Below are 24,132 nucleotides of genomic sequence, written 5' to 3' on the forward strand. Positions count from 1 at the left end.
CGATGCGGCCATCCGCATCGCCAGCGGTATACTCGGCGCGTCGCCCAGGCGACAGCCGGACGTGTCCGGCCGCTACCTCCTGGCGGCCGGACATATCGACCAGAACGCGGGAACAGAGACAGGTCATGGCAATACCCGACACTCCGTCCACGACAAGCCGGCCACCGGTGCTCAGCCTGCGCGGCATCTCGAAGAATTTCGGCGCGGTGTCAGCCCTCACCGATGTCGATCTCGACATCAATGCCGGCGAGATCGTGGCCCTGGTCGGCGACAACGGCGCCGGCAAGTCGACGCTGGTGAAGATCCTTGCCGGCGCGCACATGCCGAGCTCGGGCTCGATCACCTTCGATGGCCAGCCTGTGACGCTTGCCAATCCCGCCGCGGCGCTGAAGCTCGGCATCGCGACGGTCTTCCAGGATCTGGCGCTCTGCGAAAACCTCGACGTGGTAGCCAACATCTTCCTCGGCCGCGAGCTTCATCCGCTTCGCCTCGACGAAGTCTCGATGGAGGTCCGCGCCTGGACCCTGCTCAAGGAATTGTCCGCCCGGATCCCCAGCGTGCGCGAGCCGGTGGCGTCGCTGTCGGGCGGCCAGCGGCAGACGGTCGCGATCGCCCGCTCGCTGCTGATGGAGCCGAGGGTCATTCTGCTCGACGAGCCGACCGCGGCGCTCGGGGTCGCCCAGACCGCCGAGGTGCTGAACCTCATCGAGCGTGTGCGCGACCGTGGGCTCGGCGTCGTCATGATCAGCCACAACATGGAGGATGTGCGCGCCGTGGCCGACCGCATCGTGGTGCTGAGGCTCGGCCGCAACAACGGCATCTTCCTGCCCGGCGCCTCCAACCAGGAACTGGTGACCGCGATAACCGGGGCTGACGATAACGCGGTCTCACGGCGCGGCAGGCGCACGGCCGAGGCGAGGGCTGAGGGAGATCAGCCATGACGACGGCTTCCGACCGCAATCTGCTCGACCGCAGCGACGAACGGCTCGAGGATCGCAGCGGCGCGCAGGGCGCCATCAAGGGCTTTCTCGACCGCGTCCGCTCCGGCGATCTGGGATCGCTGCCCGTCGTCGTCGGGCTGGTGCTGATCTGCACGATCTTCCAGACGCTCAACCCGGTCTTCCTGTCGCCGAACAACCTGGTCAACCTGTTGTTTGATTGCTCGACGGTCGGCATCATCTCGCTCGGCATCGTCTGCGTGCTGATGGTCGGCGAGATCGACCTGTCCGTCGGCTCCGTCAGCGGCCTGTCCTCGGCGCTGCTCGGGGTGCTGTGGGTGCAGTGGGGCTGGCCGGTCGCGCTGGCCATCCTCGCGGCCATGGCGGTCGGGTTCGTGACAGGCTGCGTCTACGCGCTGCTGCTCAACCGGCTGGGCATGCCGAGCTTCGTGTCGACGCTTTCGGGCTTGCTCGCTTTCCTCGGGCTGCAGCTCTACATCCTCGGCCCGACCGGCTCGATCAACCTGCCCTACGATTCGCCGCTGGTGAATTTCGGCCAGCTCCTGGTGATGCCGCATTGGGTGTCGTACGCGCTGGCAGCGGTGCCCGGCGTGCTCGCTTTGCTGCTCGGCTACCGCAAGGCTCAACGACGCCAGGTCGCCGGGCTTTCGTCGCGTTCGTTCGGCGGGCTCTTGCTCCAGGCTGTCGCGATCACGATCGCGCTCGAACTGGCGGCTTACTACCTCAACCTGTCGCGCGGCGTGCCCTGGATGTTCGCGCTGTTCGTCGGCTTGGTCGTGGCGATGAACTATGCGCTGAAGCGAACCCAGTGGGGCCGCTCGATGACCGCTGTCGGCGGCAACCGCGAGGCGGCGCGCCGCGCCGGCATCAATGTGCGGCTGATCTACGCCAGCGCCTTCGCGCTCTGCGCCACGCTGGCTGCCACCGGCGGGCTGCTGTCGGCGGCACGGCTCGCAACCGCCAGCCAGCAGGCCGGCACCGGCGACGTCAACCTCAACGCCATCGCGGCGGCCGTCATCGGCGGCACCAGCCTGTTCGGCGGCCGCGGCAGCGCCTATTCGGCGCTGCTCGGCATCATCGTCATCCAATCCATCGCAAGCGGCCTGACGCTGCTCGATCTGTCATCCTCGCTCCGGTACATGATCACCGGCTGCGTGCTGGCGGTCGCGGTCATCGTCGATTCTCTCGCCCGCCGCTCGCGTGTCTCACACGGCCGCGCCTGACGGCTCATCAAGAAGACGGCTCATCGAAGAGGATCGCAATGTCTGAAAGTCTCTCCGGCAAGGTTGCCGCAATCACTGGTGCTGCCTCCGGCATCGGGCTGGAATGCGCCCGCGCCATGCTCGCCGCCGACGCCAAGGTCGTCCTGGTCGATCGGGCCGAGGACCGGCTTAAGGCGCTTGTCGCCGAGCTCGGCGACAACGCCTCGGCCGTGGTCACCGACCTGCTCGACCCGGCGAGCGTCGATCGCATGATGCCTGAGATCCTCGAGAAGGCGGGGAAGCTCGACATCTTGCACGCCAATGCCGGCGCCTATGTCGGAGGCGAGGTGGCGTCCGGCGACCCCGACCAATGGGACAAGATGCTCAACCTCAACATCAACGCCGTCTTCCGCACCGTGCACGCCGTGCTGCCGCATATGATCGAGAGGAAGAGCGGCGACATCATCGTCACCAGCTCCGTGGCCGGCTTCGTTCCCGTGGTCTGGGAGCCGATCTACACCGCCTCGAAATTCGCCGTGCAGGCCTTCGTGCACACGGTTCGCCGCCAGGTGTTGAAGCACGGCATCCGCGTCGGCGCCGTCGCGCCCGGTCCCGTGGTCACGGCGCTGCTCAGCGACTGGCCCAAGGCCAAGATGGAAGAAGCGCTGGCCGCCGGCAGCCTGATGGAGGCGAAGGAGGTGGCAGACGCCGTGCTCTTCATGCTGACGCGGCCGCGCAACGTCACCGTCCGCGACCTCGTGATCCTGCCGCAGAGCGTCGACATCTGAGCCATCCTTTCAACGCCGATGCGGCGCCAGGGCGGCGGCGCAATCCTCAATGTCGGCTCGATCTCCGGCATCGTCTCCAACGTTCCGCAGAACCAGGTCGCCTACAACAGCTCCACGGCGGCAGTGCACATGATGACCAAGAGCTTGGCCAGTGAGGTTGCGGCCGAGAACATCCGCGTCAACGCCGTCGCGCCCGGCTATGTCGAGACGGACATGTCGCGCGGCGGCATCGAAAATCCGGAATGGTTCCCGATCTGGCGCGGCATGACGCCGATGGGCCGCGCCGGCCGGCCGGAAGAGGTTGCGGCGGCGGCGCTTTTCCTGTGCTCTCCTGCTTCCAGCTATATGACCGGCGAAGTGCTGGTCATCGATGGCGGCTATACTACCCGCTGAGACCGGCTGCTGAGATAGGCGCTGAGACAGGAGAATGCCATGAAACTCAAGGACAAGGTCGCCGTCGTCACCGGCGGCGCGCAGGGCATCGGGGCGGCCATCGTGCGCGGCTTCGCCGCCGAAGGCGCTCATGTCGTCATTGCCGATATGGCGATCGACAAGGCGGAAGCGGTGGCGCGCGAGCTCGGCGGCAGGGCCACCGCTCTCCAGCTCGACGTGCGCGACCTCGCCTCGATCGAGGCGACGGTCGATACCGTGACAAGGACGCATGGCGGCATCGACATCCTGGTCAACAATGCCGCCGTCTTCGACATGGGGCCGCTTTTGGAGATCTCGGAAAAGAGCTTCGACCTGCAATTCTCGGTCAATGTGAGAGGCCTGTTGTTCACGCTGCAGGCGGTGGCCAGGCGCATGGTCGCGCAAGGCCGCCGCGGCAAGATCATCAACATGGCCTCGCAGGCGGGCCGGCGCGGCGAGGCGTTGGTCGCCGTCTACTGCGCGACCAAGGCCGCGGTGATCAGCATCACGCAGTCGGCCGGCCTTGCGCTTATCAAGCACGGCATCAACGTGAACGGCATCGCGCCGGGCGTGGTCGACACGCCGATGTGGGACCAGGTCGACGCGCTGTTCGCGCGCTACGAGAACCTGCCGATCGGCGAGAAGAAGCGGCAGGTCGGGCTGGCGGTGCCGGCCGGCCGCATGGGCGATCCGGACGACTATCGGGGCGCTGCCGTCTTCCTGGCGTCGAGCGATGCCGACTATGTGGTGGCGCAGACGCTCAATGTCGACGGCGGCAACTGGATGAGCTGATCAACGCTCGCCGGTCAGTGCCAATCGCGCGCGTGGTTGAGATGCGCATCGGTCAGGCCGTTGCGGAAGAAGCGCTGGTAGTAGCCGACATCGACGTGGTGCACCTGCAGCCAGATGCCGGGCACGTGGATGGCGTCGCAATGCGCCGGGAAGCGCCCGTGCGTCTCGTAGATGTAGGTGCAGATGTCGCTCACGCAGTCGATGACGTCCGGCGTGTAGACCGCCGCCTCGTTGAGATAGCGGTGGCCGTAGTCGCCTTTGTAGATTTCGGCAAACAGCTTCTCGTCCGAGTAAAGGCCGTTCTTGCCGAACTTCGCCCCGATCACTTCGGCGACGGCGTCGGCCATCGAGTCGTAATAGGGCGGCGTCATGCCCTTGATCAGGTCCTCGCCCTTGAAGCGCAGGCCGATCGGGTTGCTGCGCAGGTTGGCGTATTTGGGCAGCGGAATGTGCCAGCGCAACAGGTCCATCAGGCGCCAGCGCGGCACGGCCACGTCGAAGCCGAGCATGGGGCCATAGGTCTTTGAGAATTTCGGATCGCCGAGCAGCACCGCCGGGCTGATCGAGCCGTGGATCCAGGCGCCGAGCCCCATGGCGTCGGCGACGAGGAAGATGTTCTGCAGCAAGAGATCGGCCTCGATCTGCGTGCGTAGCGAGCCGATCGCGCCGAGCGGGATCTTCAGGTCCTTGTTGAGGAAGCCGTTCTTGACCCAGCGCTTGACGCCGGCCGAGCGATAGAAATTGCGGTCGTCGACGATGTGGGGCCGTGCGCAGTCGGGCTGGGTCAGCAGGTACATCAGCCCGTTGATGTACTGGCGCGAGAGATCGACGACCGGCAAAAGGATCGTCGTGCCCGGCAGGTTCGAGAGAAAACGATTGGAATCGAGATAGGCCGGAAAGTCGCGCCGGCCTTCGGCGACGTCGAGCCGGTGATCGAGGATCTTCACCTTGGCTTCGCGCGCTCGCTCCAACAGCCGCTCTGGCGTGAAAGGGGTGTTGCCGTCGGCGGGCGGCGGCAGCTTGCGCAGGAAATAGGTGCCGCTGTCGTTGATCAGGAAAAAATGCGTGCCTTGCGCGTTGTCGGGGCTGCCCGCGGTGCGGCCGGCCATGGTGAGGTTGGGCTTGGCCATCACCGGCTGCTTCGTCGCCGGGTCCTCGAAGGGCCGGTCCGGCATGGTGAGGCCGGTGCAGCCGGTCATGGCGATCAGCACCGCTTCCTCGAGCTCCGACAGCGGCTCGCGCGGCTGGTCGGACTGATAGCTCATACTGCCGGCAAGCACCGAGCTGCCCTGGCTGACGCGGTGCGTGCGGCGGCGGAAGATCGTCTCGACCAGCGGCCGTTTCAAAAGCACGTCGAGCCCGGAGGCGATGCTGCCATTCGCGGTCGCGCTCGGCTTGATCGGCGCCGTCATGGCTTCGCTCCCGCCATGGCCGGATCGGTGCTTGCGGGCACGATCGGGCGCCACGGCGCGAAGGCGCTCTGCGTCCTCGGCAGCACCGAGGCGAGGTCGGGGCAGTGGCGCAGGATGAGGCTGGTCATGCCGTTGTTGGCGATCCAGTCGATGCCGAAAGGCGAATAGATCTCCGGCCTGTAGTCGACGGTCAGGAAACGGTCGCTCTGCAGCCGCCGCGACGCCATCAGGATGAAGATGCGGAAGGCGGTGTCGCTGAAGCCGAAGCCCGCCGGGGCGGGCTCGGAGAGCAGGCCGACCACGGTATCGATCTTGTCGACGTCGCCGTAGATCTGCTCGAGCAGCCGCGCGTCCTCGGGGCTCGCGGTGACCTCCTCGAAGCTCCTGATCCGCGGCCGGTGCAGCCCGGTACGAAAATCATTGTAGCGCGGCACGCCGCGCCGCCTGGTGCGAACGATGTCGACCACCGAGAGATCGATGATCTCGTTGTCCCGCTCAAGCTTCAGCAGCGACCTTGGGAAGTTGTGCAAGGCAATGGCGCCCGGATGCGCGACGCCGAAGGAATAGAGCGTGTTGCGCAGGCCGAAGGAGCGCATGATGTCGTCGGCACTGGCGCCCTGTATGTCGAGAAAACCCTTCTCGGCGATCTTCTCGCCGGACCGGTGGTGATAGAAGCAATAGTCGTCGGGCAAGAGCGGGTGCATACGGTAGACGGTGGTGAAATCCTCGGTCAGCGAATAGGCTGCCGTGTGGTGGTCCGGCATCGTCTTCGGGATGCCGGTCGACGCATGCTCGTCGAGCAGCCACAGGCCGAATTTGGTCACCCAGTCATTGGCCGGCGGACCGCTCCAGTTGCTGGACAGGCCGACCTCGATCGCCCGCGTGGCGAGGATCGCCGGCGTCCATTCCACGGTGTGGATCTTGGCGATGAGCGCCGACACGATGAGCCGGGCGGTCTGATAGATGCGCTCGTCGTCCCAGTTCCTGTAGCGGAGCCGCAATTCGTCGCAGAGCAGATTGTGCTCGCGCGCGAACAGCGTGTGCATGGCGCTGAGGCCGAGCCACCAGCTCTCGTTGAAGCCGGTGACCTCGAAGCCCTTGATGTCGACCGGCAGGTGGTTGTCGACCAGCCTGATCTTGGCGCCTTCGCGCAGCATGTTCGCCTTGGCGCTGTTCGGACCATAGACTTCCGATCCGTCCCACCAGTGCGAGGCGGCATTGCTGAAATAGACCGGCGGCCAGCCAGGGCCGTGGTCCAGCGCCTGGTTGCCGGCAATGCGCATGATCTCTTCCGGCTTGCCGCCGACCGAATTCGTCCACTTCATGCCGGGAGGCAGCGGCACAACGATGTCGTTCTTGCCGAGCGGATTGCGGGCATGGTTCACCCAGTCATGCACCTGGAACTGGATCCAGGCCGCGGCAAGGATGTTGAGCGAGCGTGCCGGAATGAACGTCTCGCGATGCAGCAGCTTTTCCGCGACAACGACCGGATTGGGTGTGTCGAACAGGTCGGGCGCGTAGGCCGGTTTCAGGTTGCGGCCGAAGGCGGCGCCGACCGCGCCCATCTTTGGCGCTGACAGGTCGTTGTAGGTGCCGTCATAGGTGCGCGTCTGCCGCACCACCTCGGCGATCGGCGATTGCGGCTCCGGCCGCGCCTGCGGCGGCGCCTCGATCGCTTCCGTGCCGATCAGGTTCCTTTGCCGCAGCACATGGCGGAAGGCGTCGAGGTTGAGCAGGCTGAGGCGCAGCGGCAGCTTGTGCCATTCGACGAAGCGATTGATGGCGACGAAGGCCTGGCGTGCGACGGCGCCCAGCACGCGGTTGCGCAGCGGCGCTTCGGTGCGCCAGCGATAGGCCAGCCGATGCGCGGCACTCGCGTCATAGACGACTTTGCGCGCCCGGTTGAGATTGCCGAGCGGACGGAATTCGTCGGTGGTGTTCCACGGGTTGAAGGCAAGCTCGTCGATCACCCTCGTGTTGGTGAAGGCTTCGGCGGTGCCGGCCGACGGCTGGGTGATGGTGAGCTCCGCCACCTTCATCGGCGGCGAGACGGTTTCGGTCCACTCGACCGCGGTGTCCTCGATCGGCGTCGAGCGCTCGTCGATGAAGGGCTGGAGGCAGAGCTCGAAACGGATGTCGCCAGTTGCCAGCCGCGCGGCGAATTCGTTCGACAGATAATTCGCATCCGTCGTGGACGGATCCGGCGCGGGTGCTGCGCTCGGCACCGGCCGTAGCAGATAGCGCACCGCAAGCGTTTCGCCCCAGCGGATGGCGCCGCGGCTCCAGTAGGTCTCCAGCGCGACGCTGCGCACCTTGCGTTTGCGCCCCTTGGAGATGTTTCCCAGCATGCGGATCACCTCGGCCGGACCGAAGCGGAAGGCGAGGCCGGCAAGACCGACGATCTTGCCGACCGTGCCGCCGGCGGTCGCCTTGGCGAAGGCGACGAACTGCGTGGCGTCGCGGGCGTGCGAAACCGGGAAGTTGGTGGCTAAAAGATCGTGCTGCTCCTGGTCCGAAACCTTGACGCGCAGCGCCACGCCGCGCAGATCTGGCTTGTAGTCGGCCTGGCCCGAGCCGTTCGCGTTGGAGAAGCGCACGATCGCCGGATAGGATTTTCCGGGCTGGGCGAAGCCGGCGCGGAAGTCAGCGGGAAGATCGTCATTGAAGCGCAGCGTCGCATCGATCGAGGCGAAGATCGGCTTGGCGTGGAAAGCGCGCTGGATGCCTGCCGCCTTGGAGCACCGCCTGGTCGTCAGCTGGACATGCATCATGTCCTGCGCCAGCCGCTCGAACAGCAGGCGCTCATCCTCCGCTGAACCTTGCGGTATCTCGCGCCAAATCGCCGTTGCCTGCCGGCCTGCTTGCATCAGCACCGCGTGCCTCCTCGTCAGTTCGAGCGGATGCGTTCCGCGATCATTTCGGCGACGCCCGCGACCACGCCTTCGGGCGAAGCGCTGTAATGCGGCAGCGCTAGGCGCGTGATGTGGGCGTCGATGATTGCGGGCTTGCCGAGCGCCAGCGCCTCGTCGAGCGCGGCGTCGAATTCTTCGAGAGTATCGACGCGATAGCCCTTGGCGCCGCAGGATTGGGCGAAGCCGACGTAGTCGGGATTGCCGAAATCGACCAATCCGTATTCGTGATAGGATTGCAACTGGTAGAGCTTGATCAGTTGGAACTCGGCGTTGTTGAAGACGATCCAGATCACCGGGATGTCATATTGGACGGCGGTGAGCAGCTCGAAGCCCGAAAGCAGGTAGCAGCCGTCGCCGCAGCCGACGATCACCGGTCGCTCCGGGTGAGCAAGCTTGACGCCGAGCGCGCCGTTGACGTTGCCGGCCATCGGGCCGAAGCCGCCCGGCTTGCGGAAATTCTGGCCCGGCGCGATCTGCAGATAGTAGCCGAGCCATGCGAGATGCGCGCCGGCATCGGCGAGAACGACGGCATTGTCCGGCAGGCGCCTGGATAGCGCCTGCGCCATCTGGCCGGGGTGGATCTTGCCGGTGACGTGGAGGATGTGCTCGTCGCTGTAGTCGGTCGCCTCGCGGTCCGCCGGGGTGCTCGGCTCGAGCATGTCCGACACTCTGGCGAGGAGGGCGCCGACCGCCAGTTTCGCGTCGGCGATGATGGCGCCGTCGGCCCTGTAGACCTTGTCGATCTCGCCGCTGTCGATGTTGATGTGGATCAGCCTACGGTTGGCGAACAGGTCGTCGCGGAAGCCGAAGGTGGCGTGCTGGGCAAAGGAATTGCCGACGGCGAGAACGAGATCGGCATCGAGGAAAGCCTCCCAGGCGGCGCTGTGGCCGCTGTCGCAGAAGACGCCGAGACACAGCGGATGGCGCTCGGAAATGATGCCCTTGCCGTCGAGGGTGGTGGCGAACGGGATCTGGTAGCGCTCGACGAGCTCCTTCAGCTCGTGGCCGGCGCCGCTCTTCACCGCGCCGAAGCCGATGAGGGCCAGGACCTTCTTGCCTTTCTCCAGCGCCTCCACAAGTGTTTCGGCCGCGTCCCGCACCCGCGCCGGGTCCGGCAGGACAGGCTTCACCTGGAGCTCGATCGGGCGGAAATTGTCGACCGAGATGCCGTGATCGGTGAGGTCTTCCGGGACATGGATATGGACGGGGCCCGGCCTGCCTTCGAAGGCGACATTGACGGCTTCTTCCAGCACATCGCAGGTTTTCGAGGCATCGGTGAGCAGGAAGGATTTCTTCGTCGTCGCGGCAAACATCGCCTGCGAATCCGGCGTGCGGCTCACGCCCGACGTCTCGTTCAGCGCGCCCTTGCCGGTCCATCTGCGCGAGGCGAAGCCGGAGATCGCAAGCACCGGGTAGGAATCCGACATCGCGACGGCAAGGCCGGAGAACAGGTTGAAGGCGCCGGGGCCGGCGGTGGCGAAGCAGACGCCGAGGCGGCCCGAGAACATGGCATAGCCGCAGGCCATGAAGGAGGCTGCCTGCTCATGCCGGGTAACCACCGGCCGGATCGACTTGGAGTGCTTCAGCGCCAGCATCAGTCCGGCGGCGTTCTCGCCCGCGCCGCCGAACGCGGCACCGACGCCGATCCCCTCCAGCCCTTTGACGATCGCCTCGTAGACCCGCATCCGCATCGCCCCCGATTGCGCTTCCGGCCTGCGCGATCTAACGGGTCCGATGGCGCGAGGCGGAATGGGCAGAAGTATTTACAAATGGAATCAATAGACGCCGCAGTTTCTGCTTCTGATCGTGCGCTGACTGTGAAGCAGCTAACACTCTTGATGCTGACATTCACGGAGAATGGAGACGAAGCTCAAGGCACAAAGCCAAGTATTCCCAATGCGAGGCGCTGCTTAGGAGAAACGCGCGGCGGCGAAATCAGCGGCCAATGGATTCTCGCGGCCGGCGACGAAGCTGGCGACCCAGCGGGCCGTCACCGCCGCGAGCGTCAGCCCGAGATGGCCGTGGCCGAAGGCATAGATCACGTCCGGCGATTTGGGCGAGGGCCCGATGACCGGCCGCGAATCCGGCAGCGAGGGCCTGAAGCCCAGCCATTGTGAGGAGGATCTGCCCGGGTCTGGGAAGAACTGCCGTACGCCGCGGTCGAGCAGCGCCAGCCGGCGCGGATTGGGCGGGGCGGCAAGGCCGCCCAGCTCGACGGTGCCGGCAACCCGCAGCCGGCCGGCCATCGGCGTCATGTAGAAGCCGAGATCGACGGGGCAGACCGGACGCGTCAGCAAGGGCGTCCCAGTCGGAAATTCCAGGTGATAGCCGCGCTCCGTCTCCAGCGGGATCCGGTCGCCGGCCTGCGCGGCGAGCGGGCGCGAGAAGGCGCCGGCCGCGATCACGACCTTCCTGGCTACGACGCCGAAGCCGGGACCGCTTAACCGCACGCTGCCGGTGCTTGTTTCGAGGCCGGTGACTTTCGCCTGACACAGGACGACACCGCGCGCTGTCGCCGCGTCGACCAGCCGGCGCATCACAAGCGACGGATCGGTGAGGTTGAGCGAGTCCGGAAAATAGAGGCCGCCGCCCGCGACCGGCGGCAGCTTGGGTTCAAGCGCGGCGACCTCGTTTGGCGTCAGCACCTGCTGATGGATGCCGAAGCTGGCGCGCGCTTCCCGGCTGGCAGCCGAGCCGATGAGATCGGCTGGGCTGCGGTAGAGATAGAGGCAGCCGTTGCGGCGCAGCAGATCGGCGGCCTTGGCCTCGCCGGCCATCTCCTCCCAGGCGGGCAGCGCATCGGCGAGCAGGCCGGCCAGCGCGGCTGCATTGGCGCGGGTCGCCGCCGGCAGCGACTGGCGAACGAAGCGTGTGAGCCAGGGCGCCAGCTGGAACAGCGCTGCCCAGCGCAGCGAGAACGGGCTGTCCGGATCGAGCAGTAGTTTCGGCAGGGCACGCAGCACCGCCGGCGTGCCGACGGGCATGCAGGCATATTCGGCGAGCGTTCCGGCGTTACCGAAAGAGGCGCCCGAGCCCGGCTCGTTCGGATCGATGAGCATGACCTCGCGGCCCTCGGCGGCCAGCCGCAAGGCTGTCGCCAGCCCGACCACGCCCGCCCCGACAACGGCAATCTCGATCCGATCAGAGGCTGGCACTTATCGCTCCTAGACGAAGCCGGGCAACTGCAGATGGCCCGCCGACAACAGCTCGGCCATGGTGGTGAGAGCGCTGCGCAGGTCCTCCTGCGAGCGCGCCGCGCCGACATTGATGCGCACGCCATGCTGAACCGGCTCGCGGCCGACGGCGAAGGCGTCGCCCGGCAGCACGGCGACGCCGCGTTCCAGGCAGGTGCGGGCAAAGCCCGCGCCGCGCCACGGCTCCGGCAGGCGCAGCCAGGCATGGGTCGATGTCGGATGCGCCTGGATGTCGAAGCGGCCGAGGATCTCGCTCAGGATCGCTTGCCGCTGGCGCAGTTCCTGTTTCTGGATGTCGATGATGCGGGCGGCGGCGCCTTCCTCGATCAGCCTGGCGCCGATCAGCGCCGTCAGCGGGCTGATGCTCCAGCAGTTGATGCGCAGTGCCGCCGCGACCTGGCCGGCGATCACCCGCGGCGCAATCACGAAGCCGAGGCGCAAGCCGGGAGCCAGGCATTTCGACAGGGCGCCGATATGCACCGTCAGCTCCGGCTCGAAGCTGGCGAAGGAGGGCGGCGGGTCGTCGGCCAGCGGGCGATAGACGTCGTCCTCGATGATCAGCACGTTGTGCCGCCTGGCGACCGCCGCCAGCTCGTGCCGCCGTTCCTCGCTCAGCGTGATCGTCGTTGGATTGTGCAGCGTCGGCACCAGGAACACCGCGCGCGGGCGCAGCTGCGCGCAGGCAGCGTCGAAGGCGTCCGGGCGCATGCCGCCGCGATCCATGGCGACGCCCCTGAGATCCAGCCCGTGCACGCGGCAAAGCGCGTTGATGCCCTGATAGGTGACCTCGTCGGCAAGCACGACCTCGCCCTGCCTGGTCACCGCGCTGAGCACGCCGTCCAGCCCGTGCTGGGCGCCGGCGGCAAGCACGACGCGGCCGGGGTCGCCGTCACCGGCTACGGATTTCAGCCATTCGGCAACGGCGGCGCGGCCCCAGAGCGGTCCCTCAGGCGGGTGATAGTCCTGCAGCGCGGCATAGTGTTTGTCCTTCGGCAGGCGTGGCAGAAGCGCCGCGACGGCGTCGAGGTAGGCCGGCGTGGGCGGCCGGTTGACGGAGAGATCGATGATGCCGGTTTCGTCGCTCGGCGCCGAGACGAAGCCCGGCCGCTCGGCCTGTTCGCGGGCAGCGACCGTCGTGCCGCGCCCCGGCCGCGCTTCCAGCAGGCCGCGCTCCTGCAGTGTCGAGAGGGCGCGCGTCACAGTGGTGACGTTGATGCCCAAAGCGCGAGCGATCTCGCGCTGCGGCGGCAGCCTTTCGCCGACGGCGAGGCGGCCGGTGGCGATGCGCTCGGCGATCGCATCGGCGAGACGGCGATAGACCGGATTTTCATCCTCGGTAAGGCGAAGATCTTGGAGCATGCGGATAGAGTTCGGCTACGTCGTTGTCAGCGTCTAGCATAAGACATTGTCCCGGACAACACCGATTGTGTGATCATACATCCGGCGTGTGAAGCGTGAAATTATCACACATTCGCCGTAAAAACACGCTTGACGGCCAAAGTTGTATGCATCTATGGTCGAATTCAGGTGAATTGTGTGAGCATACAAGTTTGGATGGCCAGCCGAGCGCTGGCTGATTCCGACGGGATGGAGACATGCATCGCAAGCCGAACATTATAGTCTGCTGCCTGTCCGGTGCCTTTCGGAATTGCCCACGATGAGCGCCGGTCAGGCCGCTCTGTCTGCGTCACCGGCGCCCCTCACCAGCCCGGGCTTCGTCGAGTTCAACGAAGTCGAAAAATCCTATGACGGGCGGACATTCGCGGTGACGCGGATGAACCTCACCGTCGCACGCGGCGAGTTCCTGACGCTGCTCGGGCCTTCCGGCTCCGGCAAGACGACGACGCTCAACATGCTTGCCGGCTTCGAGAGGCCGACCCACGGCACGATCACGCTGGAAGGGCAGGCGGTCGACCGGCTGCCGCCGTACCAGCGCAACATCGGCATGGTGTTCCAGAACTATGCGCTGTTTCCGCATATGAGCGTTGCCGACAATGTCGGCTTCCCGCTCTCAGTGAGGCAGGTCAGCAAGGCCGACATCGCAGCCCGGGTGGCGCGCGCGCTCGACATGGTGCGGCTGAAGCAATTCAGCGACCGCCGGCCGACACAGCTTTCCGGCGGCCAACAGCAGCGCGTGGCGCTGGCGCGCGCATTGGTGTTCGAGCCGCGCCTGGTCCTGATGGACGAGCCGCTCGGCGCGCTCGACAAGAAACTGCGCGAGCACATGCAGCTCGAGATCAAGCAGATCCACACCATGCTCGGCGTCACCATCGTCTATGTGACGCACGACCAGAGCGAGGCGCTGACCATGTCTGACCGTGTCGCGGTCTTCAACAATGGCGCGATCGCTCAGCTCGGTTCCCCCGACGATCTCTACAACACGCCGCAAAGCTCCTTCGTGGCGAGCTTCATCGGCGAGAACAACACGCTGGACGGCGTGGTCGATCGCGTGTTGGGACAGGAATGCCGGGTCCGACTGAACGGCGGCGGCGAGATCACGGCTCTCGCCGTCGGCGTCGCGCAGGGCGTCCCTTGTCATGTCGCCGTGCGGCCCGAGCGTCTGAGCCTTTCGGCAGCCGCCAATGGCGGCAATTCGCTGCCGGCCACGGTAGATGGCCGGATCTATCTCGGCGACCACCTGCGCCTGCTGGCCAGGCTCGCCAACAACCAGGTGCTGACCGTCAAGGTCGGTCCCGAAGCGACGATGGCAAGCGGCGAGACAGTGACGGTCTCCTGCGCGCCCAACGATTGCCGTGCCTTTCCGGTCGACGCCGGGACAGACGGCGCCATTCCAAAACAGGGGAAATAACATGAAACATGTGAGGAAGAATTTGCTCGCGCTCGCGGCCGCCACTGCGTGCATGTCGATTGGTCACGCGGCTTTCGCCGAAGAACTCTCCATAATGGCGAGCGGCGGCGCCTGGCAGGACGCACAGCGCAAGGCATGGTTTGAGCCGTTCAGCAAGGAAACCGGCGTCAAGATCCTCGAGCAGGAATATCTCGGCGACCTCGGCAAGGTGAAGGCCATGGTCGATACCGGCAACGTGCCGATCGACCTGGTGACGGTCGAGACGGCGACCGTGCTGCAGGGCTGCGACGCCGGCATATTGGAGCGGCTCGACTATGCTAAGATCGGCCCGCGCGACAAGTTCATCGAGGGCTCGGCGCTCGATTGCGGCGTCGGACTCGATGCTTACGGCGATATCCTCGCCTATGATCCGACCGTGCTGAAGGAAGCGCCGACCTCGGTGCTCGACCTCTTCGACACGACGAAATTCCCGGGCAAGCGCGCCATGCGCAAGTTCCCGGCACAAAATCTCGAATGGGCGCTGATGGCCGACGGCGTGGCGCCAGCTGACGTCTACCAGGTGCTCGCCACGCCGGAAGGCGTCGACCGCGCCTTCAAGAAGCTCGATACGATCAAGAAGGACATCGTCTGGTGGGATGCCGGCGCGCAGCCGGCGCAGCTTCTGGCATCCAAGGAAGTCGTCATGACCACTGCCTGGAACGGCCGCATTCAGAATGCGATCGATAATGACGGCAAACCGTTCAAGATCGTCTGGAACAACCAGATCCTGGAATACGACATGATCGCCATTCCGAAGGGCGCCAAGAGCCCGGATCTCGCCTACAAATACCTCGCTTATATCAGCGAGCCGAAAAACAACGCCAAGCTAGCCAGCTTCATCACCTACGGACCGGTGCGCACCGACGCGGCGTCCTTCGTCGCGGCCGACGCGCTGCCGAAGCTGCCCAACGCTCCGGACCATCTGAGCGGTGCTTACCTCGTCGCCGACACCGAGTTCTGGGGCGACTATGGCGAGGACCTCGTCAAGCGCTTCAACGCCTGGCTCGCCCAATAGGCGGCAGGGGCAGGCGACGATGTCGGCGCTCCAGCCCAGCGATCTCAACCGGCCCGCGCTGGCCCGCGGCCGGTCAGCAGCCGCCGACGCGGATCTGAAGTCCGTGTCGGCGGCGCTCCGGCGCGCCGAGTTCGGCGACCGGCTGCGCTCGCTGGCGCTGGCTGCGCCGCTGCTTCTGCTTCTGGCGCTGAGCTTCGGCATCCCGATCGTGCTCTTGCTCTCTCGCGCCGTCTATGACCCGACAATCGCGGATGCCTTGCCCAAGACGACCGCGGCCCTGGCCGACTGGAACGGCCAGGGCCTGCCCGGCGACGCGGCGCTTGCCGCGCTCGCCGCGGACCTCAGCGAGAACCAGGCCAAGGGCACGGCCTACGAGCTCGCCAAGAGCATCAACGCCCGGCTGCCGGGCGCCCGCAGCCAGGTCTTGAAGACCGTGCGCAAGCTCGAGAACGCGGGCGCCCAGCCGCCGCTCGACGTCATGAAATCGGTGCCGTTCTGGACGGCGCCCGGCACGTGGCCGGCGATCGCCAGCGGCACGCACCGGCTGACCTCGTTTTATCTGCTCAGCGCGCTCGACCTGCGCTGGAACACCGACGGCAGCATCGAGCGGGTGCCGCCGGAACAGGCGATCTTCCTGCAGGTGTTCATGCGCACCTTCTTCGTCGCCGCCGCGGTGACGCTCGCAACGCTGCTGCTCGGCTTTCCGCTCGCCTATCTGATTTCGAGCGTGCCAAAGGGACTGGCGGCCATTCTGATCGTCGCGGTGCTCCTGCCGTTCTGGACCTCGATCCTGGTTCGCACCGCCGCCTGGACCGTGCTTTTGCAGAAATTCGGGCTGGTCAATGACATGTTGCTCTGGCTTGGCGTCACCAACGACCGGCTCGACCTGATGTACAGCCGCATGGGGCTGATCATCGCCATGACCCATATACAGCTGCCGTTCACGCTGCTGCCGATCTACAGCGTCATGCGCACGATCCAGCCTTCGCAGATGAAGGCGGCATATTCACTGGGAGCAAAACCTTTCACAGCGTTTCGGCGCGTCTACCTTCCGCAGGTCCTTCCCGGCGTGATGGCCGGCTGCCTGCTCACCTTCATCCTGTGCCTCGGCTATTACATCACGCCGGCGCTGATCGGTGGCGCCAGCGACCAGCTGATCAGCAACTTCATCGCCAACTACGTCAATGTCGAACTGAACTGGGAGATGGCTGCGGCGCTGAGCTTGATCCTGCTCGTCTTCACGCTGGCGCTGTTCGGCATCTTCGCCCGTATCCTCGGCTTTGACCGCCTGAAGCTGGTGTAGCCATGCTCCTGTCTCCTTATCCGACCGCCGGCGAACGCATCCGCATCACGCTGCTCTGGATATGGTGCGGGCTGGTCATCCTCTTCCTGCTGGTGCCGATTCTCATCCCGGTGCCGCTCTCCTTCAACAGCGGCGCCTTCTTCATCTTCCCGTTGGAGGGGGTCTCGACGCGCTGGTACGAGGTTGTGCTGGGCACGCAGCGCTGGCAATCGGCGATCGGCAACAGCCTGATCGTCGCCTGCGGCACGACCTTCATTGCAACCGTGCTCGGCACGCTGACGGCGATCGCGCTCTCCGACGAGAAATTTCCGGGGCGGCGCATCGTCATGCCGCTGTTGCTCTCGCCGCTGATCGTACCTGTGGTGATCACGGCCGTCGGCTCGTATCTGTTCTATGCGCGGATTGGACTTGCCAGCACCTATGCCGGCATCATCCTGGCGCATACGGCTCTGGCCAGCCCGTTCGTCGTGGTGACGGTGGCCGCGAGCCTTACCGGTTTCGACCGCAATCTGATGCGTGCCGCCGCGATCTCCGGCGCCAGGCCGCTGACCGCTTTTTTCCGGGTGATGCTGCCGCTGATCCTGCCCGGCGTGCTCTCTGGCGCCGCCTTCGCCTTCGTCACCTCTTTCGACGAGGTGGTGGTGGTGCAGTTCCTCGCCAGCGCCAGCCAGCGCACCATGCCGCTCGAAATGTTCATAGGCCTGCGCGAGAAGCTCAGCCCGGCGATCACGGCGGCGGCGACGCTGATGATGGCGCTCTCCATCCTGCTGCTGCTGGTCGCGAATATCCTTTCGCGGCGCGGCCGGAAGGCTTCCGTCTAGCTGACGGCCCCTCCAGCACCGTGCCCAACCCGCCACATGCTGCCGATTGAGAGGAACGATCTCGCGGCTGATGCATTTTGCTTCCCTCAACAGTTGAGGGAACCCATGCGCATTGCCCATGTCGCGCCGCTCTATGAATCCGTCCCCCCGAGATTTTATGGCGGCACGGAGCGGATCGTCTCCTATCTCACCGAAGCGCTGGTGGAACTGGGGCACGACGTGACGCTGTTCGCGAGCGGCGACAGCGAGACCTCGGCACGGCTGGTGCCCGGCCGCGACCAGGCTATACGCCTCGACCCGCGGCCGAAGAAATCGGAGATCGCGGCGCATCTGGCAATGCTCTGCGATGTGCGCGAACGCGCCGGCGAGTTCGACGTCATTCACTTCCATCTCAGCCATTTCGTGCATTTTCCCTTCTTCGAGCACATGGCGGGGCGGACGGTGACGACGCCGCATGGCAGGCTCGACTATGTCGACCTGGCGCCGGCCTACGCGCGCTTTCCGCGCTTTCCGATGATCTCCATCTCGCACAGCCAGAAGCGGGGACTACCCGATGCCAACTGGCTGGCGACAATCCACCACGGCATCCCGGTCGACGCCTATCCGCCGACCTATGAGAAGCCGGCCGGGGAGCCCTATCTCGCCTTTCTCGGACGCCTGTCGCGCGACAAGCGGCCGGACCGCGCGATCGAGATCGCGCGGCTTTCGGGATTGAAGCTGAAGCTGGCGGCCAAGATCGGCGACGACGACCGCGCCTATTTCCACGACCGTATCGAGGCGCTCATCGACGGCGATCGCGTCGATTATGTCGGCGAGATCGCGGAAGACGAGAAGGCCGAGTTTCTCGGCAACGCCGCGGGCCTGCTGTTTCCCATCGACTGGCCGGAGCCGTTCGGCCTGGCCCCGATCGAGGCCATGGCCTGCGGCACGCCGGTGATCGCCTGGAACTGCGGCGCCTTGCCAGAGATCATCGACCAGGGCGTGACCGGTTTCGTCGTCGACACGGTCGAAGACGCGGCCGCTGCGATGCCGGCGCTTCTCGAACTTGATCGACGGCAGGTGAGGGCGGTCTTCGAAAAGCGGTTTTCGGTCACCAGGATGGCGCGCGACTACCTTGCCGCCTATATGCGTCTGATCGGTGCTCATGCGGTGAAGGCTTCGTGAACCATATGCCTTAGGGGGGCGCAGCTAGCGAAGAGGTTTAGAATGATGGAACTCGACGAGCGCAAGCTCGATCCCGCCGTGGCCCTTGCCTCGCTGGACGAAACCGCGCCACGGGAACCACATCGGCTGTTCGCGCTCAAACAGGGCGACTGTTTTGTCGTCGCGGACGCCTATGGCGAAATCAGGGGCGCCGGCGACGGTTTCTTTCGCGATGACACCCGCGTCCTGTCCGAATTCCGCCTGACTGTCGGCGGCAGGCAAATGTCGCTGCTCGGTGCCTCGCTCAGCCAGGACAACGTTCTGTTCACCAGCAACCTGACCAACCTGCCTATCCAGAGCGCCGCCGGCCGCGACATTCCGCAAGGCGCGATCCACATCGAGCGCGTCAGACTGATCTGGCAGGACAGGCTGTTCGAGCGCATCACGCTTTCCAACTACAGCCGCGAGCACTCGACCATTGCGGTCTCGCTGCATTTCGCCGCCGATTTCCGCGACATGTTCGAGGTGCGCGGCTCGACGCGGTCACGGCGCGGCACGGTCCATGTCGCCAAGACCGACAAGGCGTCGGTGCTGCTCGGCTATGACGGCCTCGACGGCTTGCCGCGCCTGTCGGCCGTCTCCTTCTCGCAAGCTCCCGACCAGTTGCACAACAATCGCGCCGACTTCCTGATCGCGGTCACCAAGCGCAGCAGCAAGGTGCTCTATGTCGAGGTCGGTCCCGAGATCGCCGACACGCCCGGGCGCGACCGCTTCCGCGCCGCCGCTGCGCGCGCGCGTTTCGGCATGCGCGCCAAGCGCCGGCATGGCGCCACGGTGCGCAGTTCCGGCCGTGTCTTCAACGACTGGGTCGAGCGTGCCCGCGCCGATGTCGCACTGCTCACCACGGAGCTCGCGACCGGTCCCTATCCCTATGCCGGCATCCCGTGGTTCTCGACGGCCTTCGGCCGCGACGGCGTGATCTCCGGCTTGCAGATGCTGTGGCTCAATCCCGGCCTTGCGCGCGGTGTGCTGGCCTTTCTCGCCGAGCATCAGGCGACGGAGACCTCGCCCTTCAGCGATTCCCAGCCGGGCAAGATCATGCACGAGACGCGCAAGGGCGAGATGGCGGCGCTGCGCGAGCTTCCCTTCGGCCGCTATTACGGCGGCGTCGACACGACGCCGCTCTACATTCATCTTGCCTGCGCCTATGCCGACCGCACCGGCGACATGGCCTTCATCGATACGCTCTGGCCATCGCTCAAGGCGGCCGCCGAATGGACGGAGGAGGCAAGCCGGGCGACGGGTTTCGTCACTTACCAGCGCGCCGCCGAGTCCGGCCTGGCCAACCAGGGCTGGAAGGACAGTATCGATTCGGTCTTCCACGCCGATGGACGCATTCCCAAAGGGCCGATCGCCCTGGTCGAGGTGCAGGGCTATGTCTTTGCGGCCTACCGGGGACTCGCGGCGCTGGCGCGCCGCCGCGGCGAGTACGCCGAAGCCGAGCATTGGGAAAACCGCGCCGAAGAAATGCGGGTTGCCGTCGAGCGCGATTTCTGGATAGACGACCTCAATTTCTACGCCCTGGCCATCGACGGCGAGGGCAAGCCCTGCGAGGTCCGCACGTCCAACGTCGGCCATCTCCTCTATGTCGGGCTGCCGCGGCCGGAGCGCGCCAAGATGGTCGCCGACCAACTGCTCTCGGCCTCTTTCCATTCCGGCTGGGGATTAAGGACGCTCGCCGACGACGCGGTGTTCTTCAACCCGATGTCCTACCATAACGGCTCGATCTGGCCGCACGACACCGCGCTCTGCGGCGTCGGGCTGGCGCGCTACGGCGAACGCGACAGCGTGGTGCGGCTGATGAGCGGCACTTTCGAGTCGGCCGTGCACTTCAACATGCGGCTACCGGAGTTGTTCTGCGGCTTCATCCGGGCGCCGGGCGAAGCGCCGATCGCCTATCCTGTCGCCTGCCTGCCGCAGGCCTGGTCGGCAGGTTCCACCTTCATGCTGATGCAAGCCTGCCTCGGCCTGGAAATCGATGGATGGGAAGGCGAGTTGCACGTCACACGCCCAAGGCTGCCGATCGGCATCGACACACTCACGCTCCGGCATCTGACCGTCGGCGACAAATCCGTCGACCTGACCTTCCAGCGCGTCGGCGACCGGGTCGTCGCCTTCCTTGCCGACCGTCACGAGGGCATGGTGCCGCTCATCGTGCGAACCTAGAACAAAGGCCGGCAAGGTTACGCCCGGAAACCGAAAAATGTCGGAACCGATCCCAACTTTGTGCGTTGCAAACCCGTACCGGCCTACCGGTCCGCAGCCGGCAAGAACGAAAACAAATCAGCGGACAGCCGGAGGCAACCTGGCATTCAATGACACAGTACGGCGTCGACCTCTTGTGGGTCCTTATCTTGGCGAGTCTCGGACTTTCGGCTCTCGCGATCTTCGTTTCAGTATCCAGGCACCGTCATCAGCATCCAATGGCTGTGAACTCGCCCGCTTCGGGTGACGACGTCGCTTCGGATGCCGCGCGCAACGTGTTGCGGGAATTCGAGAAGAACGGGCAGTCGGTCGACGCGGCGCTGGTCACCTGGTCGCCGGAGACGCTGCGCAAGATTCTTGCCGAGGATCTGCCGGACGCACAGGTCATCGTCGTTTCCAACCGCGAGCCTTACATCCACAACGAGGACAAGAACGGCGATGTCGAACTCGTCGTTCCGGCGAGCGGACTGGTCTCGGCGCTGGAGCCGATCACGCGCGCCTGCGCCGGCACCTGGATCGCCTATGGCGGCGGAAGCGCGGATCGCCAGGTGGTCGACAACGACGACCGGGTGCAGGTGCCGCCTGAAAATCCATCCTATGCGCTGCGCCGGGTCTGGCTGACTGAAGACGAATACCAGGGCTATTATCTCGGCTTCGCCAATGAAGGGCTGTGGCCGCTCTGCCATATCGCCTTCACCCGACCGATCTTCCGCGAGTCGGACTGGGAGGCCTATGAGGCCGTCAACCGCAAATTCGCCGATACGGTGGTTGCCGAGGCCCGCAACGAACGACCGATCGTGCTGGTCCAGGATTATCATTTCGCGCTACTGCCGCGCATGATCCGCGAGCGCCTGCCCGAGGCGATCGTCATCACCTTCTGGCACATTCCGTGGCCGAACTCGGAAGTGTTCAGCATCTGTCCGTGGCGCGAGCGCATCCTGGACGGGCTGCTGGGCAGCTCGATCATCGGCTTCCACACCCAGTTCCATGCCAACAACTTCACCGAGAGCGTCGACCGCTTCATGGAAAGCCGGATCGAACGTGCAGATGCCGCGGTGTCCTATGGCGGCCAGACGACCTTGGTCCACGCCTATCCGATCTCCATCGAATGGCCTGTCCAACTCCTGAAGAGCCTGCCGCCGGTCGAGGAATGCCGCGCCCACATCCGCGAGCGCTTCGGGATTCCTGCCGACGCAAAACTGTGCGTCGGCGTCGAGCGCCTCGACTACACCAAGGGGATTCTCGACCGCTTCCATGCGCTGGAGGAACTGTTCATCCGCTACCCCGAAATGATCGGCAAGGCGGTGTTCCTGCAGATCGCCGCACCGAGCCGGGGCACGTTGCCGGCCTACAGACAACTGCATGAGGAGTGCCAGCGCCTCGCCGAGGAGCTCAACGAGCGCTATGGCAGCGGCAGCTATCGGCCGGTCGTGCTCGTGGCCGAGCATCACTCGCAGAAGGACGTCTACAAGATCTACCGGGCGGCCGACATCTGCCTGGTCACCAGCCTGCATGACGGCATGAACCTGGTGGCCAAGGAATTCGTCGCCGCACGCGACGACGAAGAGGGCGTACTTCTGCTCAGCACGTTTGCCGGCGCTTCGCGCGAATTGCTGGAAGCGCTGATCGTCAACCCTTACGACGCGGCGATGATGAGCGAAGCCATGCGGCAGGCGCTGGTCATGGGGCCCGACGAGCAGCGCGAGCGCATGCGGCGCATGCGCGAGATCGTGCGCGACAACAATGTCTATCGCTGGGCCGGCAGCATGCTGCTCGACGCGGCGCGGCTGAGGAAGCGCGGCGAGCTCGACCGGGTCACCGCATTATCCGAACGGCCGGCGGTCGCCAACGGCGACAATGTCGTCTCCATATTCGAACGCAAACAGGCAGCCGGATACCGATGAATATTCAGACAGATTTGACGCCGCGCCTTCCAGACGGCCGGTGGGCGCTCTTCCTCGACATTGACGGCACGTTGCTCGAGCATGCCGCGCATCCGGACAGCGTGTCGGTCAGTGACGACCTGCGGCTCCTCCTGGAGACGGTGGAGCGCCGGCTGGACGGCGCGCTCGCCTTCATCACCGGCCGTTCGATCGCGGCCGTCGACGGACTGTTCGATCCCTTGAAGCTGCGGATCGCCGGCCTCTACGGGCTGGAGCACAGGCTGACACCGGACGGGCAAATCGAGGCTGCCGACGAGCCGGCGGATATGGCAGCGCTTGCCGACGAGATCGAGCTGGAGCTGGCAAGCCAGGCCGTCTATGTCGAGCGCAAGGGCCCGGTGCTGGCCATTCACACAAGGGCGGCGCCGCATTTGCTCACCCGCGCGACGGAGCTGGTCGAGGCGGCGCTCGCCCGCCTGCCGAAAGGCTACCGCGTGATCGCCGGCAATGCAGGTGTCGAGCTGATGCCGCTGGAGGCGGCCAAAGGCGCCGCGATCCGGCGCTTCATGCAGCTCGATCCGTTCAGCGGCAGGCGGCCGGTGTTCCTCGGTGACGACACGTCCGATGAAAACGGTTTTGAGACCGTCAATGCCGCGGGGGGGATCTCGATCCGCGTGAAGCCGCAGGGCGAGACCACGGCACATTTCGCCATTGCCGATGTCGCCGGCGCGATCGCCTGGCTCGAGGCGAATTTCAGTGACGGCGTCGAAGAGGCGGCCCACGGCGATCTCACCGCCTGATCAAACTCGGAAAAGTCAGTGACGCGAAAAAAACGGCCCCGCACGAGGCCGTCTTACGTATGGTTGCGCCGACCGCCTACTTGCTGCCGCCGTTCTCCTTGACGCTGCTGCAGAACTCCGGATGAGAGTTGGCTGCGTTGGCGTTCTTGGCCTCATCCGCACACGCGGTCATCATCGCCGTTTGATCCTCGGGCGAAAGTGCCTTCCACGCCTTTGTGAAGGCGTCCTTGCTGACCATCGTCTTCATGCTGGAGTCGGTATAGAAGGGCTGCATCTTGGCCGGATCGTCGAGTGCCGACGTACCGGTCTGGCCGGCGGCGAGAGCCGAGCCGGCGATCATCGAAAGCGCCATGGCGCCGAAGCAGATCATCTTGATGTTCACGA

Annotated in this window: 18 protein-coding genes and 1 pseudogene; 13 read left to right on the plus strand and 6 right to left on the minus strand. The window is 65.5% G+C overall.

Translation table 11 applies throughout. The annotated features are described in order from the left end of the window. Positions 1-125: 125 nt before the first annotated feature. The 5 genes and pseudogenes from EN874_RS15590 to EN874_RS15610 all read left to right on the plus strand — a co-directional run bounded on the left by EN874_RS15590 (position 126) and on the right by EN874_RS15610 (position 4,152). Positions 126-941, plus strand: a complete 816-nt coding sequence (locus EN874_RS15590) for an ATP-binding cassette domain-containing protein (RefSeq protein WP_127425539.1) — start codon at positions 126-128, stop codon at positions 939-941. Continuing rightward, positions 938-2,182, plus strand: a complete 1,245-nt coding sequence (locus tag EN874_RS15595) for a sugar ABC transporter permease (protein WP_127425540.1) — start codon at positions 938-940, stop codon at positions 2,180-2,182. Before EN874_RS15590 ends, EN874_RS15595 begins: the two co-directional genes overlap by 4 nt. Before the next feature lie 38 nt (positions 2,183-2,220). After that, a complete protein-coding gene (locus tag EN874_RS15600) occupies positions 2,221-2,949 on the plus strand; it encodes an SDR family oxidoreductase (protein ID WP_127425541.1) in 729 nt (242 codons plus the stop codon). A gap of 6 nt (positions 2,950-2,955) precedes the next feature. Further along, positions 2,956-3,342, plus strand: a pseudogene (locus tag EN874_RS15605) (SDR family oxidoreductase); the annotation flags it as partial. 39 nt (positions 3,343-3,381) lie between these two features. Continuing rightward, positions 3,382-4,152 carry an L-iditol 2-dehydrogenase gene (locus EN874_RS15610; protein WP_127425542.1) on the plus strand — a complete coding sequence of 257 codons (771 nt, stop codon included), beginning with the start codon at positions 3,382-3,384 and terminating at the stop codon, positions 4,150-4,152. A 14-nt stretch (positions 4,153-4,166) separates the two neighbouring features. Here the strand turns inward: EN874_RS15610 and EN874_RS15615 are convergent, their stop codons facing one another. From EN874_RS15615 to EN874_RS15635, 5 genes are all read right to left on the minus strand, one after another. Continuing rightward, positions 4,167-5,564, minus strand: a complete 1,398-nt coding sequence (locus EN874_RS15615) for a hypothetical protein (protein ID WP_127425543.1) — start codon at positions 5,562-5,564, stop codon at positions 4,167-4,169. Further along, positions 5,561-8,431, minus strand: a complete 2,871-nt coding sequence (locus EN874_RS15620; protein ID WP_127425813.1) for a peroxidase family protein — start codon at positions 8,429-8,431, stop codon at positions 5,561-5,563. Before EN874_RS15620 ends, EN874_RS15615 begins: the two co-directional genes overlap by 4 nt. A gap of 20 nt (positions 8,432-8,451) precedes the next feature. Next, entirely contained in the window at positions 8,452-10,161 is a 1,710-nt protein-coding gene (locus tag EN874_RS15625; RefSeq protein WP_127425544.1) for a thiamine pyrophosphate-binding protein, read from the minus strand. A gap of 225 nt (positions 10,162-10,386) precedes the next feature. Next, on the minus strand, positions 10,387-11,631 hold the full coding sequence (locus EN874_RS15630; RefSeq protein WP_127425545.1) for an FAD-dependent oxidoreductase: 1,245 nt from the start codon (positions 11,629-11,631) through the stop codon (positions 10,387-10,389). A gap of 9 nt (positions 11,632-11,640) precedes the next feature. Beyond that, positions 11,641-13,029: a PLP-dependent aminotransferase family protein gene (locus EN874_RS15635; protein WP_127425546.1), complete on the minus strand. Its 1,389-nt coding sequence runs from the start codon at positions 13,027-13,029 to the stop codon at positions 11,641-11,643. Between the two features lie 298 nt (positions 13,030-13,327). Between EN874_RS15635 and EN874_RS15640 the strand changes: the two genes are divergently transcribed. The 8 genes from EN874_RS15640 (at position 13,328) to otsB (ending at position 23,748) form a co-directional block, all read left to right on the plus strand. Then, the gene (locus EN874_RS15640; protein ID WP_127425547.1) at positions 13,328-14,479 is read left to right on the plus strand and encodes an ABC transporter ATP-binding protein; all 1,152 of its coding nucleotides are present in this window, start codon (positions 13,328-13,330) and stop codon (positions 14,477-14,479) included. 1 nt (position 14,480) lies between these two features. Continuing rightward, positions 14,481-15,533 (plus strand): ABC transporter substrate-binding protein, encoded by a 1,053-nt coding sequence (locus EN874_RS15645; RefSeq protein ID WP_127425548.1) that lies wholly within the window; start codon positions 14,481-14,483, stop codon positions 15,531-15,533. A 19-nt stretch (positions 15,534-15,552) separates the two neighbouring features. Continuing rightward, positions 15,553-16,836, plus strand: coding sequence for an ABC transporter permease (locus EN874_RS15650; RefSeq protein ID WP_127425549.1), 1,284 nt, complete (start codon positions 15,553-15,555; stop codon positions 16,834-16,836). 2 nt (positions 16,837-16,838) lie between these two features. Next, positions 16,839-17,657: an ABC transporter permease gene (locus tag EN874_RS15655; RefSeq protein WP_127425550.1), complete on the plus strand. Its 819-nt coding sequence runs from the start codon at positions 16,839-16,841 to the stop codon at positions 17,655-17,657. Positions 17,658-17,762: 105 nt separating this feature from the next. Next, the gene (locus EN874_RS15660; protein ID WP_127425551.1) at positions 17,763-18,821 is read left to right on the plus strand and encodes a glycosyltransferase family 4 protein; all 1,059 of its coding nucleotides are present in this window, start codon (positions 17,763-17,765) and stop codon (positions 18,819-18,821) included. Between the two features lie 42 nt (positions 18,822-18,863). Next, positions 18,864-21,026: an amylo-alpha-1,6-glucosidase gene (locus EN874_RS15665; RefSeq protein ID WP_127425552.1), complete on the plus strand. Its 2,163-nt coding sequence runs from the start codon at positions 18,864-18,866 to the stop codon at positions 21,024-21,026. A 149-nt stretch (positions 21,027-21,175) separates the two neighbouring features. Beyond that, positions 21,176-22,969, plus strand: a complete 1,794-nt coding sequence (locus tag EN874_RS15670) for a trehalose-6-phosphate synthase (protein WP_126088333.1) — start codon at positions 21,176-21,178, stop codon at positions 22,967-22,969. Then, positions 22,966-23,748, plus strand: coding sequence for a trehalose-phosphatase (otsB, locus tag EN874_RS15675; RefSeq protein WP_127425553.1), 783 nt, complete (start codon positions 22,966-22,968; stop codon positions 23,746-23,748). Before EN874_RS15670 ends, otsB begins: the two co-directional genes overlap by 4 nt. 76 nt (positions 23,749-23,824) lie before the next feature. On the opposite strand, the gene EN874_RS15680 is transcribed toward otsB, so the two are convergent. Continuing rightward, positions 23,825-24,130: a hypothetical protein gene (locus tag EN874_RS15680; protein WP_127425554.1), complete on the minus strand. Its 306-nt coding sequence runs from the start codon at positions 24,128-24,130 to the stop codon at positions 23,825-23,827. Positions 24,131-24,132: the final 2 nt, after the last annotated feature.

Origin of the sequence: Mesorhizobium sp. M1D.F.Ca.ET.231.01.1.1 (genome assembly GCF_003999155.2) — a bacterium.
Classification (GTDB): domain Bacteria; phylum Pseudomonadota; class Alphaproteobacteria; order Rhizobiales; family Rhizobiaceae; genus Mesorhizobium.

Bases quoted from the DNA above. Each gene is read 5' to 3' on its own strand.
- EN874_RS15590 (WP_127425539.1), top strand. From the start codon at position 126: ATGGCAATACCCGACACTCCGTCCACGACAAGCCGGCCACCGGTGCTC.
- otsB (WP_127425553.1), top strand. From the start codon at position 22,966: ATGAATATTCAGACAGATTTGACGCCGCGCCTTCCAGACGGCCGGTGG.
- EN874_RS15670 (WP_126088333.1), top strand. From the start codon at position 21,176: ATGACACAGTACGGCGTCGACCTCTTGTGGGTCCTTATCTTGGCGAGT.
- EN874_RS15635 (WP_127425546.1), bottom strand. From the start codon at position 13,029: ATGCTCCAAGATCTTCGCCTTACCGAGGATGAAAATCCGGTCTATCGC.
- EN874_RS15645 (WP_127425548.1), top strand. From the start codon at position 14,481: ATGAAACATGTGAGGAAGAATTTGCTCGCGCTCGCGGCCGCCACTGCG.
- EN874_RS15600 (WP_127425541.1), top strand. From the start codon at position 2,221: ATGTCTGAAAGTCTCTCCGGCAAGGTTGCCGCAATCACTGGTGCTGCC.
- EN874_RS15665 (WP_127425552.1), top strand. From the start codon at position 18,864: ATGATGGAACTCGACGAGCGCAAGCTCGATCCCGCCGTGGCCCTTGCC.
- EN874_RS15620 (WP_127425813.1), bottom strand. From the start codon at position 8,431: ATGCAAGCAGGCCGGCAGGCAACGGCGATTTGGCGCGAGATACCGCAA.
- EN874_RS15615 (WP_127425543.1), bottom strand. From the start codon at position 5,564: ATGACGGCGCCGATCAAGCCGAGCGCGACCGCGAATGGCAGCATCGCC.
- EN874_RS15655 (WP_127425550.1), top strand. From the start codon at position 16,839: ATGCTCCTGTCTCCTTATCCGACCGCCGGCGAACGCATCCGCATCACG.
- EN874_RS15640 (WP_127425547.1), top strand. From the start codon at position 13,328: ATGAGCGCCGGTCAGGCCGCTCTGTCTGCGTCACCGGCGCCCCTCACC.
- EN874_RS15625 (WP_127425544.1), bottom strand. From the start codon at position 10,161: ATGCGGGTCTACGAGGCGATCGTCAAAGGGCTGGAGGGGATCGGCGTC.
- EN874_RS15650 (WP_127425549.1), top strand. From the start codon at position 15,553: ATGTCGGCGCTCCAGCCCAGCGATCTCAACCGGCCCGCGCTGGCCCGC.
- EN874_RS15660 (WP_127425551.1), top strand. From the start codon at position 17,763: ATGCGCATTGCCCATGTCGCGCCGCTCTATGAATCCGTCCCCCCGAGA.
- EN874_RS15610 (WP_127425542.1), top strand. From the start codon at position 3,382: ATGAAACTCAAGGACAAGGTCGCCGTCGTCACCGGCGGCGCGCAGGGC.
- EN874_RS15595 (WP_127425540.1), top strand. From the start codon at position 938: ATGACGACGGCTTCCGACCGCAATCTGCTCGACCGCAGCGACGAACGG.